Source organism: Listeria costaricensis (assembly GCF_900183385.1).
Lineage (GTDB): Bacteria > Bacillota > Bacilli > Lactobacillales > Listeriaceae > Listeria > Listeria costaricensis.
This window is the reverse complement of record NZ_FXUT01000004.1, coordinates 44796-62334: the sequence shown is the minus strand read 5'-3', so window position 1 is coordinate 62334 and position 17539 is coordinate 44796. Positions and strand designations below refer to the sequence as shown.

General features: G+C 40.4%; 19 protein-coding genes. 9 read left to right on the top strand and 10 right to left on the bottom strand.

Annotated elements, in window-relative coordinates; genetic code table 11:
* Nucleotides 1-51 precede the first annotated feature (51 nt).
* Complete coding sequence (locus tag CS921_RS03435; RefSeq protein ID WP_162921682.1) at nucleotides 52-1062, bottom strand: alpha/beta hydrolase; 1011 nt, start codon at nucleotides 1060-1062, stop codon at nucleotides 52-54.
* Between the two features lie 18 nt (nucleotides 1063-1080).
* On the bottom strand, nucleotides 1081-2250 hold the full coding sequence (locus CS921_RS03430) for an MFS transporter (RefSeq protein WP_162921681.1): 1170 nt from the start codon (nucleotides 2248-2250) through the stop codon (nucleotides 1081-1083).
* Nucleotides 2251-2469: 219 nt separating this feature from the next.
* On the opposite strand from CS921_RS03430, the gene CS921_RS03425 reads away from it, so the two are divergent.
* Nucleotides 2470-2655 carry a hypothetical protein gene (locus tag CS921_RS03425; protein WP_099221656.1) on the top strand — a complete coding sequence of 62 codons (186 nt, stop codon included), beginning with the start codon at nucleotides 2470-2472 and terminating at the stop codon, nucleotides 2653-2655.
* A gap of 24 nt (nucleotides 2656-2679) precedes the next feature.
* Nucleotides 2680-3351, top strand: coding sequence for a CPBP family glutamic-type intramembrane protease (locus tag CS921_RS03420; RefSeq protein ID WP_099221655.1), 672 nt, complete (start codon nucleotides 2680-2682; stop codon nucleotides 3349-3351).
* On the opposite strand, the gene CS921_RS03415 is transcribed toward CS921_RS03420, so the two are convergent.
* The 3 genes from CS921_RS03415 to CS921_RS03405 are packed head-to-tail and all read right to left on the bottom strand — an operon-like array spanning nucleotide 3341 to nucleotide 4617.
* On the bottom strand, nucleotides 3341-4192 hold the full coding sequence (locus CS921_RS03415) for an AraC family transcriptional regulator (protein ID WP_099221654.1): 852 nt from the start codon (nucleotides 4190-4192) through the stop codon (nucleotides 3341-3343). The genes CS921_RS03420 and CS921_RS03415 overlap by 11 nt on opposite strands.
* A gap of 6 nt (nucleotides 4193-4198) precedes the next feature.
* Nucleotides 4199-4435, bottom strand: coding sequence for a GNAT family N-acetyltransferase (locus tag CS921_RS03410; RefSeq protein WP_099221653.1), 237 nt, complete (start codon nucleotides 4433-4435; stop codon nucleotides 4199-4201).
* Nucleotides 4417-4617, bottom strand: coding sequence for a hypothetical protein (locus tag CS921_RS03405; RefSeq protein ID WP_099221652.1), 201 nt, complete (start codon nucleotides 4615-4617; stop codon nucleotides 4417-4419). Before CS921_RS03405 ends, CS921_RS03410 begins: the two co-directional genes overlap by 19 nt.
* 713 nt (nucleotides 4618-5330) lie before the next feature.
* On the opposite strand from CS921_RS03405, the gene mvk reads away from it, so the two are divergent.
* The 7 genes from mvk to qoxD all read left to right on the top strand — a co-directional run bounded on the left by mvk (nucleotide 5331) and on the right by qoxD (nucleotide 12610).
* On the top strand, nucleotides 5331-6257 hold the full coding sequence (gene mvk, locus CS921_RS03400; RefSeq protein ID WP_099221800.1) for a mevalonate kinase: 927 nt from the start codon (nucleotides 5331-5333) through the stop codon (nucleotides 6255-6257).
* Nucleotides 6254-7225, top strand: a complete 972-nt coding sequence (gene mvaD / locus CS921_RS03395) for a diphosphomevalonate decarboxylase (protein WP_099221651.1) — start codon at nucleotides 6254-6256, stop codon at nucleotides 7223-7225. The genes mvk and mvaD overlap by 4 nt, the downstream gene beginning before the upstream one ends.
* Nucleotides 7218-8285: a phosphomevalonate kinase gene (locus CS921_RS03390; protein ID WP_099221650.1), complete on the top strand. Its 1068-nt coding sequence runs from the start codon at nucleotides 7218-7220 to the stop codon at nucleotides 8283-8285. The genes mvaD and CS921_RS03390 overlap by 8 nt, the downstream gene beginning before the upstream one ends.
* Nucleotides 8286-8576: 291 nt before the next feature.
* The gene (gene qoxA / locus CS921_RS03385) at nucleotides 8577-9683 is read left to right on the top strand and encodes a cytochrome aa3 quinol oxidase subunit II (RefSeq protein WP_099221649.1); all 1107 of its coding nucleotides are present in this window, start codon (nucleotides 8577-8579) and stop codon (nucleotides 9681-9683) included.
* Between the two features lie 17 nt (nucleotides 9684-9700).
* Nucleotides 9701-11680, top strand: a complete 1980-nt coding sequence (gene qoxB, locus CS921_RS03380) for a cytochrome aa3 quinol oxidase subunit I (RefSeq protein ID WP_099221648.1) — start codon at nucleotides 9701-9703, stop codon at nucleotides 11678-11680.
* Entirely contained in the window at nucleotides 11668-12276 is a 609-nt protein-coding gene (gene qoxC, locus CS921_RS03375; RefSeq protein WP_099221647.1) for a cytochrome aa3 quinol oxidase subunit III, read from the top strand. The genes qoxB and qoxC overlap by 13 nt, the downstream gene beginning before the upstream one ends.
* A gap of 1 nt (nucleotide 12277) precedes the next feature.
* Nucleotides 12278-12610, top strand: a complete 333-nt coding sequence (gene qoxD / locus CS921_RS03370) for a cytochrome aa3 quinol oxidase subunit IV (protein WP_099221646.1) — start codon at nucleotides 12278-12280, stop codon at nucleotides 12608-12610.
* A 114-nt stretch (nucleotides 12611-12724) separates the two neighbouring features.
* Here the strand turns inward: qoxD and CS921_RS03365 are convergent, their stop codons facing one another.
* From CS921_RS03365 to CS921_RS03345, 5 genes are all read right to left on the bottom strand, one after another.
* Nucleotides 12725-13408 (bottom strand): ABC transporter ATP-binding protein, encoded by a 684-nt coding sequence (locus CS921_RS03365; RefSeq protein WP_099221645.1) that lies wholly within the window; start codon nucleotides 13406-13408, stop codon nucleotides 12725-12727.
* Nucleotides 13409-13419: 11 nt separating this feature from the next.
* Nucleotides 13420-14814, bottom strand: coding sequence for an ABC transporter permease (locus tag CS921_RS03360; protein ID WP_099221644.1), 1395 nt, complete (start codon nucleotides 14812-14814; stop codon nucleotides 13420-13422).
* Nucleotides 14815-14899: 85 nt separating this feature from the next.
* Nucleotides 14900-16291: a sensor histidine kinase gene (locus CS921_RS03355; protein ID WP_099221799.1), complete on the bottom strand. Its 1392-nt coding sequence runs from the start codon at nucleotides 16289-16291 to the stop codon at nucleotides 14900-14902.
* Complete coding sequence (locus tag CS921_RS03350; protein WP_099221643.1) at nucleotides 16284-16946, bottom strand: response regulator transcription factor; 663 nt, start codon at nucleotides 16944-16946, stop codon at nucleotides 16284-16286. Before CS921_RS03350 ends, CS921_RS03355 begins: the two co-directional genes overlap by 8 nt.
* A gap of 115 nt (nucleotides 16947-17061) precedes the next feature.
* Nucleotides 17062-17427, bottom strand: coding sequence for a pyridoxamine 5'-phosphate oxidase family protein (locus CS921_RS03345; protein WP_099221642.1), 366 nt, complete (start codon nucleotides 17425-17427; stop codon nucleotides 17062-17064).
* Nucleotides 17428-17539: the final 112 nt, after the last annotated feature.

Here is a 17539-nt window from a genome sequence, read left to right as displayed (position 1 = left end):
CAAAAAATCCAGCAACTAAACCATTTTAAGAGTGGTAGTTGCTGGATTTTTTTATTTCAAAATAAACTTGACCGTCTCGTCTAAAAGATCCGCCGCTTGCACATAATCGCCAACCTTGTCCATAAAAGCATGAATCATGCCATTATAGCGAAGATAGGTCACGTCCACATCAGCTGCTTGCAAATGTTGGAAAAGAATCTCTCCCTGAACACGAAGCGGATCAAATTCACCAATCGCCAGTAGTGTACGCGGCATTTTTGCCAATTGGTCAAGCGGTGTTTTTGCTGCTGAAATGAAAGGATTTTCCGGTAGAATATTTTCAGCATACATTTTATCGACCAAATCAGTCGAAGCCTCAAAACCGTGAATATAGTCAGTTATCAGCTCCTGATCGGCTTTCATTTTCAAATTTGATAAATCCCAGAAACGTTCTTCCCCGCGTGAAATGGTTGCCGGATAAATCAAAACCTGATTTTTGATGTAATAGGTGCCGAGTGTCCGATCAAGGAGTGAGACGGCAAAACTCAAGCTTCCTCCTGCCGAATCCCCTGCTACAGAGAGATTGTCAGGATCAATTCCAAGTTCGCCAGCATGTGAAACGGCCCAAACAATACTTGTATAGCAATCTAATAAACCGTTTGGAAAAGGTCTTTCTGGAGCTAATGAATAATCCACGGAAATGACCTTCAACTCATCCAGATCCGCCAACAGTCGACAAGGATTTTCTACATTATCGAGTGAACCGCCAAAAAATCCTCCACCATGGAAGAAAAGCAGTACTGGGACATTTCCGGACAAGTCGGCTCGTTCATAAATCCTCACGGTCACACCGCGATCTGTCTGCCGTTCTGTGATTGTCAGCGGATGTTTGGAAATATCGCGTGCGGCCGGCCAGCCCATAGCATCACGCATGTCTTGCAAACTGGGTTCCGCCGTATTTTCCATTTGAGCCGCTTCATTCCCTTTCTCAATTTCTTGTTTTGCCCGCGGATCGAGATAGCCTGAATCCGTCAATCCAGGAACATATTTAATAAAATAGTCACCATTCCATTCTTTTTTCATCATGAATTCCTCCAAACACTATTTTTTATTAAACGAAGCCACAAGGAAATGAATAATGCCAGTTGTGAGCAAGATGATACCACTCATCAAAATCGCAAAGTAGGCCTGATTGTTGCTGAACAGCATGCCAATCATTCCAGCAAAATATGGTGCAATAAAGGTACCGATATTGATGCCCACCAGTAAAACGGACGAGACAATATTATCCTGTCCAGGCGCGGCATACTGAGAAGCCTGCATGAAGAGATATGGTGTCACGAGTGCAAAAGCCAATCCGCCGATCAGCGCCCCCAGACCTAACAACCATAAATTGGTTGACAAAGCAATTACGACAAAACTGATGCCGATGATAAATAAACCAACTGATAGCGTGTAAAATTTGAGACGCATAAAGATTTTGCCAAAAAGTGGGCTGCTGACAATCCCGGCCACTGTAGAAAGACTTAAAATAATACTGGCTTCCCCAACTGTCGCCACACCACTTTCAGATGCAAATGTTGACAATTTGATGATCAGTGTCATAAAGCTGGCAAAGATCAGCAGTGATAAGAGTGAATAGCCAAAAACTTTTGGATGAATCTTGTTATTTTTTACAGCAGTTACTTCTTTTGCAACTGGTTTTTCCGCTTCAGTATATTTTGTTTCTGGGACAAAAAAGCCGAATAGAAGCAGCGCAGGAACAGCAACCAAATAGATTAGATATGTCATGTGCCACCCGCCTTGCACCAACAGACCAACAATAAAGGTAAGTGCTGCACTGCCGATTGAACCCACTGCATTCTGATACCCAAGCATCGTTGCACGTTCTTCTCCTACAAAATAGTGGGTAATCAGTGAATAGGCTAATGGATTGATCAAGCCAATACCAGCACCTAACATGAAGCGGGAAAACAGAATCAATCCATAACTTTCGGAAAAAACAGGTACGAGCCCGAAAATTAAAGCAATCGATAGGCCGAGGAGAACCGTTTTCTTATCACCGATCAGCTTGACAAGATAATTGCTGACCAGAACAAACAGAATAATCCCGAAATTAGGAATAGTCGAAAGCAGTTCAACGGAAGATGCCGATTGATTCTTAAAAGTTTCAGCCATCAGAGGAATGGTAGCAGCTATAGCGGGACCAGCCATTAGTAATAAGGAAATTGACAGAAGAGATATTTTGAAAAGGCCATTTTTTTGTTTCATAGTCATCTCACTCCTTTTGCAGTAGTGTTCATTCAGAAAACGTTTTCTATGTGGCTATTTTAACTTTTCCGGTTATCAGGTAAAAGTCATTTCTTAATGCCAAAACCGTCATTTTTTGACATTTAAAAATCTCCTTACAAAAATGTAATATATATTAATTATTTACTTTAAAGCGTTAAACTGTTAGAATGAGTGTTATCAAAAAGGAGGTGTTCAATATTGAGCAATATTACCGTGTTTGAAATTATTGGAATATGGCTATACATTTGCGTAGTGGTCATTGTTTTACTAATCATGCTAATCGCCAACTTGGCTTTCACATATAAAAATAACCAACCAGAAGAACCTACAACCGATTATAAGAAAATGGCTGAAAGGAAAGCCTTCAAGAAATTTTTATCATAAATAATGATGGAAGGATGATTTTGGTTGGAAAAATTACTTTTTAAAGAAAAACCTATTATGAAATATACAATTTTATTACTAGTAGTAGCAGTTTCTTTTTTTCAGTTAACAATGATAGGCAATCCGCTTCCGGGTATGATCAAACAATTAATTTTCACTATTTTCCCAGTTATGGCATGGTTTCTTCTAGATAAAGACAGTTTTCACGCGTTATTTTCAAGATTGACATTGAAAGGGACAACAAAGGCAGTTTTTTGGGCCGTTGCCGCGAATGTGATTGGTTTTGCTGTTTCATTTATGTTTGTTTTAATAGTTGGAAAAAATAATATTACTGGCAATCCAGTAGCTGAGAGTGCGCAGGTGTGGTATCAGTGGGTAGTGAATTTTATTCAGCTTTTTGGAGAAGAAATATTGAGTATTGCTGTTTTATTAGTTGTTTATGCGATTTTTCGTTCTTATGTAAGCAATCGTACAGCCACAATCATCGGTGTAATAGTATGCGCGATTATTTTTGCCTTACTTCATTTGAGCACATATGGATGGAACGTTACGCAGGTTTTATCGATTCTTGTCGTTCCTAGAATCATCTTTAATTATGTCTTTTTACGCGCAGAAAAAAAACCGTCAATTGTTTCGAGCTGGATCACTCATAGCATCTATGACGGCATCGCTTTTTTACTTACGGCTATTGTTTAAGCTTATTTTTTTTTCGGAATTGATAAGGTGTTTCCAGATAGCTCTTTTTGAAGGCCGTCGTGAAAGATTTTTCATTAGGAAAACCAGTGAGATAGGCAATATCGATCATTTTTTCTTCAGAATTGACCACATAGGAATAAGCTTTTTGCAGTCGAATCATTAATAGATAGTCTTTTACATTGATTCCCACGTATTGTTTGAAAAAGCGGGAGAAATATTCTGGAGAAAAATCAAAATGATTGGCAATTAATGTAACATTTAATTCTTTCATATAGTTTTCTTCAATAAAATCAATAATTTTACGCAGACGGATAAAATCTATCGCTTGGTTATCATTGGGATCAGAAACTCGCCGCGTAGAAAAATGCTCATAAAGCACTGCTAAGATGTCAAAAATCAATGAACGCATTTTTAATTTTGATAAGATTGATTGCGAAGTTTCTGTGAGCTGTAAGAAATTTTGAAGACTAGACTGGAGTTTTTGATAGGCGGGCTTTTGATAATCTTGTGGACGATTGTAACAATGAAAATGAAGATTGGGATAGTCTGGGATCATTTCTTTTAGAAAAGCATAATCGAAAATGATGGACAGTGCGATATTTTCACCTAAGTCACTGCCTATGACAGAATGAATCGTGTTGGAATTAATAACCAGGACGTCTCCAGGAGAGGTTTGGAAATTTTGACCGTCAATGTAGAAATTCTGAATAGAACCACATTTTGTATAGCTGATTTCAAGTGCTTCATGCCAGTGCGGGGCAACATTTTTTTTACCTTGGTGATGGACAATGTAGCAAACGGGTAAATCATCAGTCATTTTGACTAATTCGTATTTTAGCAAGTCAGCTCACTCCATTATGAGATTTTTTATTAAATAATGCTCCGTGCCAGTTAGAGGATATTCTTTTAAAGTAAGCACTTCTTGGTAACCATATTTCTTATAAAAATCTTTTGCCTGAAAACCAAATGTGTAAATAAACGAAAATTTAGCTCCGCGTGAAATGGCCTGTTGTTCTAAATCATGAAGTAATTTTTCACCAATTCGGTTGCCTCGATGATTTTCAGCTATGGCAAGATACTCCACTTCAAGTCAATTTCCAAAGAGAACCCATTAATACCGCCAATCAAGCTGCCTTCTTCTTTCGCATAAAGCGCCATTTCTGTACGTTCAAGTGTTTCAAAATGTTTCTGATTAAATGCTGCCAAAATAGCTCTCAAGTCAGCAATATCAGTTGGATCAGGCTGTGTTGTAAACTCGAAATTCATTGAGACCACTACCTTTTTTTAATCAGTATAAACGATTCGTTCTAAGCATGCAAAAGAACCTGCTACACATGGTAACAGGTTCTTTTATCAGGCCATTTTCTCAAAAGTAATATTTCGTTCAATCAATGCGTCTTCATAAATATGATGTTGTTTTTTTAACATATAATAAAGGAAGAATGCAACAATACCCACTAGAAAAAATCCTATAACTGCAATGCCTATTCGCCAACTTTTATTGGTATTTTTTTAGGCCTTTACCAGTTTTTGTTCAGGCCATTTACGCCCGCGCCGTCATGATATTTTTAGTGAAAAAATTGCAACTAAAATAAAGAAAATGATAAATGCTGCTAGAATTAATAGCAGAACAGTTAAAGGTGTTATCAGATTGCTGTCCAAATTATGCACTCCCTAGATTGTAACATATTAAATTATTTTTGTTTTTGTTGAATTTCTTAACAATCGATGTAGAGGGAAGATTATTTGGGGCCACATGCAGAGCTGCTTATGTACAGATCGATATGTGAGAAAAAAAGCAGAGCAATTGAAAAAAAGCTGATAAATGAGTATTATTAGCAGTAGTATCAGTCTGCTTTTATGTAAAACGGTAAATTCCTTCCTTTTACTCTGGGCTAGGATTGTTTTTTTATGGTATTATGAAGTATTGAGAATGAATAAAATGGATAACAGATTTAATGTAGGAAGGGATGGCTGCTTTGGCTACAGGAATTGCAACTGCAAAATTGATTTTATGTGGCGAACATGCCGTAGTTTATGGGGAACCAGCGATATCGGTTCCTTTTAGTCAGGCAATTGTAAAAACAGATGTAACAGAAGCCACTGAAACAAGCTTCTCATCTGCATTTTTTGAAGGTTCTTTAGATGAAATGCCAGCTTTTTTAGCAGGAATAAAAGAAATTACTGAGCAAATCTTGCGCAGAATGGGCGATAAAAAAGTTATGATCAATGTAATGAGCGATGTTCCAATCGGTCGTGGACTAGGTTCCAGTGCAGCCGTGGCGGCAAGCATTGTTAGGGGGCTGTATGTCTACTTTAAGCAGCCGCTTACAGAAAAGGAACTCCTTCACTGGGTCAATCAATCTGAAAAAATTGCTCATGGAAAGCCAAGTGGCGTAGATGCTGTAACAGTTGTGACAGGAAAGCCTGTATGGTTTGAAAAAGACAAATCGCTTGAACTAATTCATTTCAATCAGAAAGCGCATTTTGTTGTAGCAGATACAGGAGTGCCAAGTGAAACACGTTCAGCGGTTCTAGATGTAGGGCATTTATTGCAAAATGATCCCCAGCTTTACCAGCCAATGATCATCAAATTAGGTGATATTTCCCGGGAAATAAAAAAATATTTTGAAACGAATTTAGATGTTGCACAAGTAGGGCTGCTAATGACAGAGGCGCAAAAATTGCTTGAAAAACTGACAGTCAGTGATGCTAGTCTGGAAAAATTAATCCGGACAGCTTTGGAAAATGGTGCTGCAGGAGCTAAATTGACTGGTGGCGGTCGAGGCGGTTGTATCATCAGCCTTGTTGAAAATCAGGAATCGGCCAGAAAAGTTGCGGATGCCTTACAGCGCGGCGGTGCGGCAAGAGTTTGGATATTTACGATTGGAGAAGATAACCAGTGAAGAAGACAGCAGTGGCACATACTAACATTGCATTGATTAAATATTGGGGCAAGCGGGATGAGAAATTGATTTTGCCGGCAAATAGCAGCTTGTCTCTTACGCTGGATCAATTTTATACAAAAACGACTGTCGAATGGCGAACAGATTTGGACGCGGATCGTTTTGTTTTAGATGGAGAAGAATTGCAAGATGCAAAAGTGACTCGTTTTATGGAGATTATTCGTAAACAATTTGCAACGCAGCAGTATGCAAGTATCGTTTCGGAAAATCATGTACCCACTGCGGCAGGATTAGCGTCCTCAGCATCTGCTTTTGCGGCCCTATCTGCTGCGGCTACTGCAGCACTGGGTTACGACCTTTCTAACGAAGAATTGTCCAAACTTGCCAGACAAGGTTCGGGTTCGGCCAGCCGCTCGATTTATGGTGATTTTGCCATTTGGGAAAAAGGCGCTCTGGCAGACGGTTCGGATAGTTTTGCTCATCCGCTTCACAGTAATTTGACAAAAGAAATCGCAATGGTTGTAGCTGTTGTTTCGGATAAAAAGAAAAAAGTATCAAGTCGCGTTGGCATGAAGTCAACCGTGGAAACCTCTCCTTTTTTCACAGCCTGGATTGAAAGATCGGCTGTTGATTTAGAGGATATGAAACGGGCGTTAAGTGCGGGCGATTTTGTCAAAGTTGGCGAGATTGCTGAAAGAAATGCCATGAGAATGCACGCTACTACGCTTGGTGCAGAGCCGCCGTTCACTTATTTTCAACCACTTTCGCTTGAAATTATGGATATTGTGCGTGAAATGCGTCATAATGGAATTCCAGCCTACTTTACAATGGATGCTGGTCCAAATGTAAAAGTTATTTGTCTGCGAAAGGATGAACAGCAAATCCAGACGCGTTTGAAAGAAATTATTTCGCAGGTTTATATTTGTCACGCTGGTGAAGGTGTGAAAGTGGTGAACGAAGATGAGTAAATTAAAAATAAAAATTCCTGGAAAATTATATATTGCAGGTGAATATGCGGTAGTAGAATCCGGACATACAGCGATTCTGGCAGCTGTCGACCGCTATATCACGTTGACGCTCGAAGATTCATGGAAAAATCAGTTGACGATTCCTCATTATGAAGATACCGTCACGTGGCCACTTGGCGAGGAGTTGCAGGCTGAAGGTGAGCATTGGACTTTCACGGCAGAAGCCATTAACACGGCAACGGCTTATTTAAAAGCTAGAAAAATTTCACTTTCGCCTATCAAGATGACGATTGAAACAGAGCTGATTGATGAATCGGGCTTTAAATATGGACTAGGTTCCAGTGCAGCTGCGACGACGGCTGTTATTAAGGCGATGATGGCTCGATTTGCGCCGGATACGCCACTTGAAACGCAGTTTAAAATGGCGGCCCTGTCCCATCTGGTCGTGCAAGGTAACGGTTCTTGCGGGGACATTGCTTCATGCATGTACGGCGGCTGGATCGCCTATACGACATTTGATCAGGATTGGGTGACTCGACATTTGCCATATAAATCTTTGGCATGGTTTTTGACCAATCCGTGGCCTAATCTGAAAATTGAGCAGCTCGAAACGCCCACACTTCCATTTGCAGTGGGCTGGACGGGAAATCCGGTGAGCACTGGCAAACTGGTCTCAGAAATTCAGGTTTTTAAACAGGAGCAGCCGGATGATTATCGGCTTTTCCTAGAGAAAACGGGCACCTATGTCGAGCAGATGCTACAGGCATTAAAAGAGAAGAATTTGCCGCTATTATTTTCCAGTATTAAGCAAAACCGATTGGCACTTAAGGCTTTAGGAGAACAAGCACACGTGCCGATTGAAACAGAACTGCTTGGGAAACTTGCTGAAGCGGCTGAACAACATGGCGGAGCAGGAAAACTTTCTGGTTCAGGAGGCGGCGATTGCGGCATTGCTTTTTTAGCAGAGGAATCGGAAAAACTTTTATTAGAGACGGAATGGGAAAAATTAGGAATAAAGTCCCTGCCATTCCATACTGGTAGCACAAAAATTGAAAAATAAGATTAGACTGGCACTATGCGGGTGTTTTATCTGTATGGTGCCAGTTTTTTTATGAGTTTGTGAAAAATATCATATATCAACTTTTTGAACAAAAAAGAAATATCAGCTATAATTAGTCCGAATATGGATATAGTGCCATTTTTTTGAAAGAAATTTCACACACTAAGTTTGTGAAAAAAGGAGAAATCCTGTCAAGAAAGCAGAATATTTCCTGACAGGACATCTCAATGGTATTTTTGCGCAAAAATACACATTGAAACCACACAATTAAAAAGAAAAGAGGGGATTCGGGTGTCAAAGCTACTAAAATCATTGCTACTGACGGCGCTGGTTGTTTTTATGGGTATTCTCAGCGGCTGTGGTGATTTGACAGTTCTAAATCCAAAGGGACCTGTAGCAAAGGATCAAAGTAATTTGATCATCTACTCGATTATTTTCATGATGATTATCGTGCTGACAATTTTCGTCTTGTTTACGATTATGCTCGTGAAATATCGGGAACGGCAAGACACATCAAATTACGAGCCGGATATGCACGGTATGGTAAAACTGGAGATTTTATGGACGTTGATTCCAGTGGCGATTGTCATTGCGCTGGCTATTCCGACTGTAAAAACCATCTATGCGGGAGAAGAAGCGCCAAAAGTGACTTCTCATAAAGATCCGGTCGTTATTTATGCAACAAGTGCAGACTGGAAATGGATTTTCAGTTACCCTGATGAGGGAATTGAAACCGTCAACTATGTACATATTCCAACTGATCGACCAGTTTTATTTAAGCTGACGTCAGCTGATACGATGACAAGCTTCTGGGTGCCGCAACTCGGTGGACAAAAGTATGCAATGTCTGGAATGACCATGAATCTGTATTTGCAGGCAGATGAAGAGGGGACGTTTAAAGGACGCAACGCCAATTTTAACGGTGAAGGGTTTCATGAACAGCGCTTCAATGTCATTGCCCAGTCAGAAAAAGATTTCAAATCATGGGCAGAAAAAGCGAGCACGGAGTCACCAGAATTAACACAGGATATTTATGATCGACTGTTGATTCCTGGTGGTTCAAAAGAAAAGACGTATTCGGGCACCCATCTGGCATTTGTCGACCCGGCCGCTGACCCAGAGTATGTTTTCTATGCATACAAACGTTACGGCTATGAGTTGACCAATCCGCATGATCCCGACGCAAAAGTTGAGATTTCGGATGAACCACTGCTTCCACCGCGGCCGGTAACTGTCACGAATCCGCAATTTGAACGGCATGATATGGAGCCGATGATCATTAAAAACGGTGAGGGCTACCATCAAGATAAACACTATGATAAAGAGATGAAAAAAATGGAGGACGACATCCAAACAAACGAGTTCAACAAAAAAGAATCGGATGACGCGGGCGAATAAAAAAGGGGGATTTAGACATGAAATGGAATGAATTTATCATCACTGGTGATCCTCTGATTTTAGGTGCTCAAGTGTCTATTGCGCTTGTAAGTATCGGGATCGTCGTGCTTTTAACTTGGAAGAAAAAATGGAAGTGGCTGTTTAAAGAATGGATTTCTTCCGTTGATCACAAGAAAATTGGAATCATGTATCTTTTGGCAGCCGTACTGATGCTGTTCCGCGGTGGTGTGGATGCACTGATGATGCGGACACAACTGGCGCTTCCAGGGATGGAATTTTTAGATTCGCAGCACTATAATGAAGTCTTTTCGACACACGGGACAATCATGATTCTATTCATGGCGATGCCGTTTATTATTGGATTGATGAATATTGCCGTGCCGCTTCAAATTGGGGCGCGCGATGTGGCGTTCCCTTTCCTCAACAACTTGAGTTTTTGGACATTTTTCATGGGTGCCATGCTATTCAATATCTCATTTGTTATCGGTGGTTCACCTGATGCCGGCTGGACCAACTATGCACCGCTTGCAGAAGAATTCAGTGCCGGATATGGCATTAATTTTTACTTGCTAGGGGTACAGATTGCAGGTATTGGGACGCTAATGACAGGGATCAACTTCTTTGTGACGATTATGAGAATGCGGACAAAAGGCATGTCGCTGATGAAAATGCCGATGTTTACGTGGACCGTCTTGATCACCAGTCTGATCATTATTTTCGCTTTTCCAGTTTTGACGGTGGCACTTGCGTTGATGTCATTTGACCGACTGTTCGGAACGGCCTTTTTCACACTGGCCAATGGCGGTCTGCCGATGATGTGGGCCAACCTGTTCTGGGTCTGGGGCCATCCGGAGGTTTACATTGTAATTCTGCCGGCATTCGGGATATTCTCTGAAGTTATCTCGACCTTCTCACGCAAAAAATTGTTTGGTTATCCGGCAATGGTTGCGGCAGTTGTCGTAATTTCTATATTGAGTTTCCTCGTGTGGGTCCATCACTTCTTCACGATGGGTTCCGGAGCACTTGTAAACTCGTTCTTCTCGATCACGACAATGATGATTGCCATACCGACCGGGATTAAAATATTTAACTGGCTGTTCACCATGTATAAAGGGCGCATAACCTTCACAACGCCAATGTTGTGGGCGCTTGCCTTCATTCCCAACTTTGTTATTGGCGGGGTAACTGGGGTGATGCTTGCAATGGCGGCGGCTGATTATCAGTATCATAATACGTACTTCCTTGTTTCCCACTTCCACTATGTGCTGATTGCTGGGACCGTGTTCTCCTGCTTTGCCGGTCTGATTTACTGGTATCCGAAAATGGTCGGCTATCGCTTGAATGAAAAAATTGGCAAATGGTTCTTCTGGATTTTTGTGGTTGGCTTCAACGTATGTTTCTTCCCGCAATATTTCTTAGGGCTGGATGGCATGCCGCGTCGTCTTTACACATATGTGCAAGGCGATGGCTGGACAACACTGAATTTCATTTCGACAATCGGTGCCTTCTTAATGGGGATTGCCTTCCTTATTCTCTGCTGGAATATCGTCTATAGTTTTAAACACTCGAAACGTGAGGTGACAGGTGACCCGTGGAATGCACGGACGCTGGAATGGGCAACAAGTTCGGCAGTGCCGCCTAAATATAACTTTGCGGTACTTCCTGAGTGGAACGATCTGGATGATTTCTGGAAATTAAAACAAGAAGGAAAATCCTATTTAGATAATAAAAATTATCAGCCGATTCATATGCCAAGTAACACAATGTTGGGCTTTATAATGGCCATGTTCCTATTTATCGGCGGGTTTGGCCTTGTCTTCTACTGGTACTGGCTCGGTCTCATTGGCGGTCTGGGTATGCTCGGCTGCATGGTGTATCGTTCCTTCCAAAAAGACGACGGCTATCATGTCGAAGTGGCTGAAATTGTTGCCACAGAAGAACATAATGCTCGCGAACTCGAAACGGGCGTAAAGGAGGGTAACCCATGGAATCTGTAAAAAATTCGGACCTTCCGCTAGAATATCAATCTGAACAGGGCAGACTGAATATCTTAGGATTTTGGATCTTCCTTGGGGCTGAAATTGCTTTATTTGCAACACTTTTTGCGACTTATTTTGTGATGAGTAAGGCGGGATCAAATGCAGGCCATCCGCCGTCTGAAATGTTTGAGTTGCCGCTAGTTTTGATTATGACCTTTCTTCTTTTGACAAGTAGCTTCACATGCGGTCTGGCAATTGGTGAAATGCGAAAAGGTAATGTTAAGCGACTTGTTACCTATTCGATCATTACGCTTCTTTTAGGCGCTGGATTTGTCGGTTTTGAAATCTATGAATTCGCCCATTACATCATGGAAGGCGTAACAATGCGAGTTGGTTCCTACTGGTCGGCATTCTTTATTTTGCTGGGAACGCACGGAGCCCACGTAACGATCGGACTCTTCTGGATCACATTTATTCTGATTCAAATCAAAATGCGCGGTTTGACGCCACGTGCAGCATCAAAGGTCTTTATTTCCAGTCTCTACTGGCATTTCCTTGATGTTGTCTGGATTTTCATCTTCACGGGTGTCTACCTGTTAGGGATGGTGAATTAAGATGGCTGAAAATAAAAATACTGCAAATGCGCATGCAGAATCCGGCATACCATGGAAACATATTGTTGGCTTTGCACTCTCGATCATTTTGACATTACTCGCGGTTTGGGTCGCACTCTATTCGACGCTTGATTATAATGTCAAGGTAGTGATTATTTTTATATTCGCCTTTATCCAAGCGGCGTTACAACTATTAATGTTCATGCACATGACAGAAGGCAGAGACGGCCGCATTCAGGTCGGAAATATTCTTTTTGCCGCATTTATTGCGATTGTTGTGGTTATCGGCTCATACTGGGTAATGGAAATCGGACATATGAATCATTTGATGTAAGAAAATAAACAAGCCACCTGAATCAATTACTCAGATGGCTTGTTTTTTTGCACAACCGACTCGCCCTTGCTGTAAAGTAGGAGAGGAGTAGGTACGAAGCAACAATTATGCAAGTTAATATTCTACGAGTTTCTTACCTTTGAGTCGCAGCTTCACGTCGGAAACGTTGGCTATACTCAAATCGTGTGTAACCATAATGATGCATTTGCCTTTTTCATGAGCCAGTTTTTGGAAAAGCTGAATGATTGTTTGGGAAGTCTCATGGTCGAGATTACCAGTCGGCTCATCTGCAAAAATAATAGGTGCGTTGCTGGATAAGGCGCGAGCAATCGTTACACGCTGCTGCTGTCCGCCACTCAATTTGAGGACGGGACTTTTCATTTGATGTTCATCAAGGCCCATTTCATTCAGCAGCTGAATGGCTTTTTCTTTTTTGGAAGGAAAATTGGGATCTTTTGTATGCTGAATGCCCATAGCCGTTATGACGTTTTGTAGCGCCGTCATGTATGGGATCAAATTGTAGGCCTGAAAGACGATGGAACAATATTTTTGCCGATATTTGGAGAGACCGATTGATTTGCTCACGTCTTGTTGGTTGAAGAGAACTTGACCGGAATCTGGAACATCGAGGCCTGCCATGATGGAAAGTAAAGTTGTTTTACCAGCACCTGATGGCCCGATAATCGTATAAAAGGTGTGCTCTTTGAATTGATAATGAACCTGATCCAAGATTTTCTGTGCCTTGTTATTTGCCTGATAGCTGAAGCAAAGTTTGTCTAATGTTAATAAATTCTGCATGTGTTAACCTCCTAATCTTTCTGCGCAAAGAGCATTTTTGGTTTGAGTCTTAAGATAAACAGACTAGGGATCAGTGTCGCTAGCAGAATCGTTAAGCCTCCTAGCAGACTAACTTTTTGCAGGACGGATGTGGAAAGCTCGACATTTATTTTGTCAATTGGTTCATAAGTTTTCTGAGTAGTTTCCTCGCCAAGAGAGAAAGTCATGGAAGAGGATTGATCGCTTTGTTTTTCTTCTTTGGATTTCTCGATTTGATTATCAACCATGTAGTCAGAAACGGCTTGTCCCGCAGGTCCGGCTACAAATACAGAAATAGTAAATGCCAGTACGGCAACAATTAGCATTTCGACTAAAAATTGGCAGATGATTTTTGCTTTGGATTCACCAAGGGACATGAGGACACCCATTTCAAATTTACGCTCACGAATTGAAAGAAGGACAATCAAACCCAGAATCAAGCCACCTGCGATCATTGTGATAGCCACAATTACACTGCTGAAAGAACCAACTTGTTGAATCGGACCGATCAATTGCTCATAGGCATCATCTTTTGCATCGAATTTGTAGTAGCCATCGTCATCGGCTGTCGTTAATTTTTGTGCATCGCTGATAAAGCTGTTGATCATATTGGGATCTTTCAGAGAGTAGGTAGCTGATGTAATGCCGCCACTGCCAAATGCCTCGGCTGCCTTGTAATTGACGATAATTTTATTAGCCGGATTCATGATTTCAAATGCAGCTAGTTGAGAATCGACCGTTTTGCTAGTTTCATAGATACCTTTTACTTTGAATGAAACTTCTTTATTTTTTTCGTTTTTTAATTTAAATGTGTCGCCGACTTTTAGCTTGTTTTTTTCAGCAAAGGCTTTTTCAATCAATGCAGCCGCTTCCGTATCGTTTGCTGTAATCGGTTCACCTTCAATTAATTTGCTATCTTTATTCACAAAATCTGTTTCAAGCTTTGATTCACGAACGCCTTCCACGACAAAACTCGGCATTTCACTTGAGTCAGTTGTTTCAAGCATGGCGCCAGAGTCACTGCTGTTTTTAGAGGATGATTTGATCGGCGTTAAGTCACCTTTCATTGCAGAGCCATCTACAATCATTTGATATTCCTTCACTTGCTTGAGAGTAGCTATTTTTTGAACATCCTCTTCGGAAAGTGGCGATATGGAGTCAATTGATTTACCGTTTTGAGCGTCTTCCATCAGTTTCTTTTGATTAAGGACGAGGCTCACATCGGCTCCTAGCTGTTTACGTGCACTGTCCAAACTTTTTGTTGTAGCATCTTGAATGGCAAAACCAATAAAAATGAACATGAAAATAATAAATATCAATAGCATTAAGAGAAAATGCTTTGCTTTCTTAGCCCAGATACTGATCCAAGCTCTTCTAATAAAATCCATTCTGTAACCTCCAATTTTTAAGCATGCATTAAGCATACAAAAAACAGATGGAGTTAAAATGAAGTCCATCTGTTTTTTTGCTGTTTTATTGCCAAAAAGTGAAAGCTACACCGTTTTGTTCATTTTTGAAACTATATGAAAAGCCCTGTACTTCCAAAAGTCGAGTGGTAATGAAAAGTCCAAGCCCATTTCCACCAGTTACTTTATTTCCTGACTTTTCGAGACGATAAAAGGGTTGGAAAAGATTGCCGATTTCTTTTTCAGGAATAGGGTCCGTTTCATTATAAACTGTAAATTTCCAGCTGGAAGCCGTTTTTTCGACTGAAATCACGATCTTAGCGTCATTAGCAGAATATTGAAAGGCATTTCCGATAATATTTTGCAGCACCTTTTCAATTGATTTTGGATTGGCTTTGATCAGAATATCAGGCTCTATATCGAGTTGCATTTTTTTAAGGTGGTAATCAGGATGGACTTGTTTTTCCAAAAGAACAGATTGCGTTAGTTCGGACAGGTTGACAGTCTCCTTTTGATCGATATAATCTGGCTGGTCAATATGGGATACCTCAATCATCTCCTGGATCAACTTGGCCATTTGCTCTAAAACACGATAAGATTCAGGTAAATATTGTGTGTGGTTATCGTAAGGTGGTATGTTGTACTGCATAGCCTCCACAAGCCCCATGACCGCTGCTAAAGGGGATTTGAGCTCATGGGAAACAGCCATAACAAAATTTTTGCGCAGCTGTTCGATTTCCCGCTCCTTTTCGATTTCATCTTTTAATTTATTATTGGCAGTTTGTAATTCAGTCAGCGCCTTTTCCAGTGAATAGGCCATCTTATTCAGGTTATTTGAGAGCTCACCAATCTCATCTTCAGAATGAACGGCAAGTTTTTCGTGAAAATCCAGCTGCACCATTTGATTGGCAACCTGATTCATTTCCTGTAGTGGACGCACCGTTTTCCTCGAGAAAAAGTAGGAGACGAGCAAACTGAGCACTATCGCAAAAAGTAAGAAATAAGGGGCAAATTGAATTAACACAAACGAAACATCATTAATCTGTTGAATGTTGGAAGCATAGTAAAGCAAGTAATCCTGATTGTTACAGGTAATCGTTTTTATTTCTGCATCTTCATTAATGCCAGTGGGACCTATAATCGCTTCGTTATTAGTGTCCGCTTGAATCGTAATGTAGGGAATATAGATGATTTTTCCATCAGAATCAATGAGAATGGGTGTGGTGTTTGTATTTGTATTAAATTCATCTAATGATTTTTCCAGTGTGTGAAGATTGTTCGTTTTAGCTGCCTGATAGACGTCATCAAGAGAGGTGTTTATTTTATTTACCTGGTAATTATAATAAAACGTCGGAAGAAAGAGAATCAGCATCAAGTAGATTAGAAGGGTGAAAAGCAGCATCATTAGAAACGTTGCCAGTGATAGCTTGTAGCTGAGCTTTTTCTTAAAGTTAGTCAACAATTTTATAGCCAGCACCTCGGATCGTTAAGATTTTATCTGTACCAAGTTTTTGGCGTAGATTTTTCATATGTGTATTAATAATATTTGTGTCGACGATGGCCATATAATCCCACACTTGCTCCAACATGATTTCACGACTGATCACACGGTTTTTGTTACGTAATAACAGCTCTAACAAATCGAATTCCTTCTTTGTTAAAGTTACTTTTTTTCCTTTGCTAAGAACGATAAATCGCTCACGGTCAAGAAAGATATCGCCGCATTCCAGCGTTTTTTCATCTGTATCTTGTGGAGCTGAGCGACGAAGAAGTGCTTCAACGCGCTTTAAAAGAATTTGATAGGAGAAGGGCTTTTGTAAATAATCATCTGCCCCCAGATCAAAGCCTTTTAACTCATCATTTTCTTCTCCAAGGGCGGTGATCATCAGAATAGGCGTATTATGACGAAGGCGGACAAGTTCTGTAAGGGTATAGCCATCCATTTTTGGCATCATCACATCCATGATAACCAGATCGAATTTGCCTGCCTGAAATGTTTCATAACCTTTCAGTCCATCAGAAGCAGTAGTTACAGAATAGCCAGCTTGTTTTAAAAAAGAGGACATTACTTTGAGGATAGTCGAATCATCTTCAACCACTAAAATTGTTTTCATATAGGGAACTCCAATAGTTTTTTATTTAATTATACGAAAAAAAGATGAAGATTGTGTGGATTTTCCTTAAAAGAGGTATAAAAAAACAACTGTGAGCACAGTTGTAGAGGGCATTTTATAGAGAGGAAATATTTTTTATTTTAATTTCAATGAAAATATCATCTTGTGTCAGCATCATATCATTCGAGCTGAAAGCATCAGGGAATTTTTGAAGGTATTGTTGTTTTAATTCGCGATTTTCTGGAGCATTAATTTTTCCAAGAATATAAGCGGTGCCTTCAAAATGAAAGTCTTCACAAACCCCGCTAACATTAGGATCTTTGCGAATGTGTGCCACTTTAGAGGATAGCTCAGAAGTGCGAATCAAAATCGATTGGTTGTATCTGACCGGACTAACTGGGCGAACAATGGCTTTTTGCGCTTTATGCGTGGATAAATAGATAACGCGCGATTTTTCGATCGTTTCTAGAAACTGTTCCATCGTATTTCCTCCTGCGAAACGGACTTTTAATTAATTCTATCGCAAACGGTTAGGATATTCAAGATTATTTGTTAACCTCTTTACAATAAACCTTTTCTTAACAACACTTTAC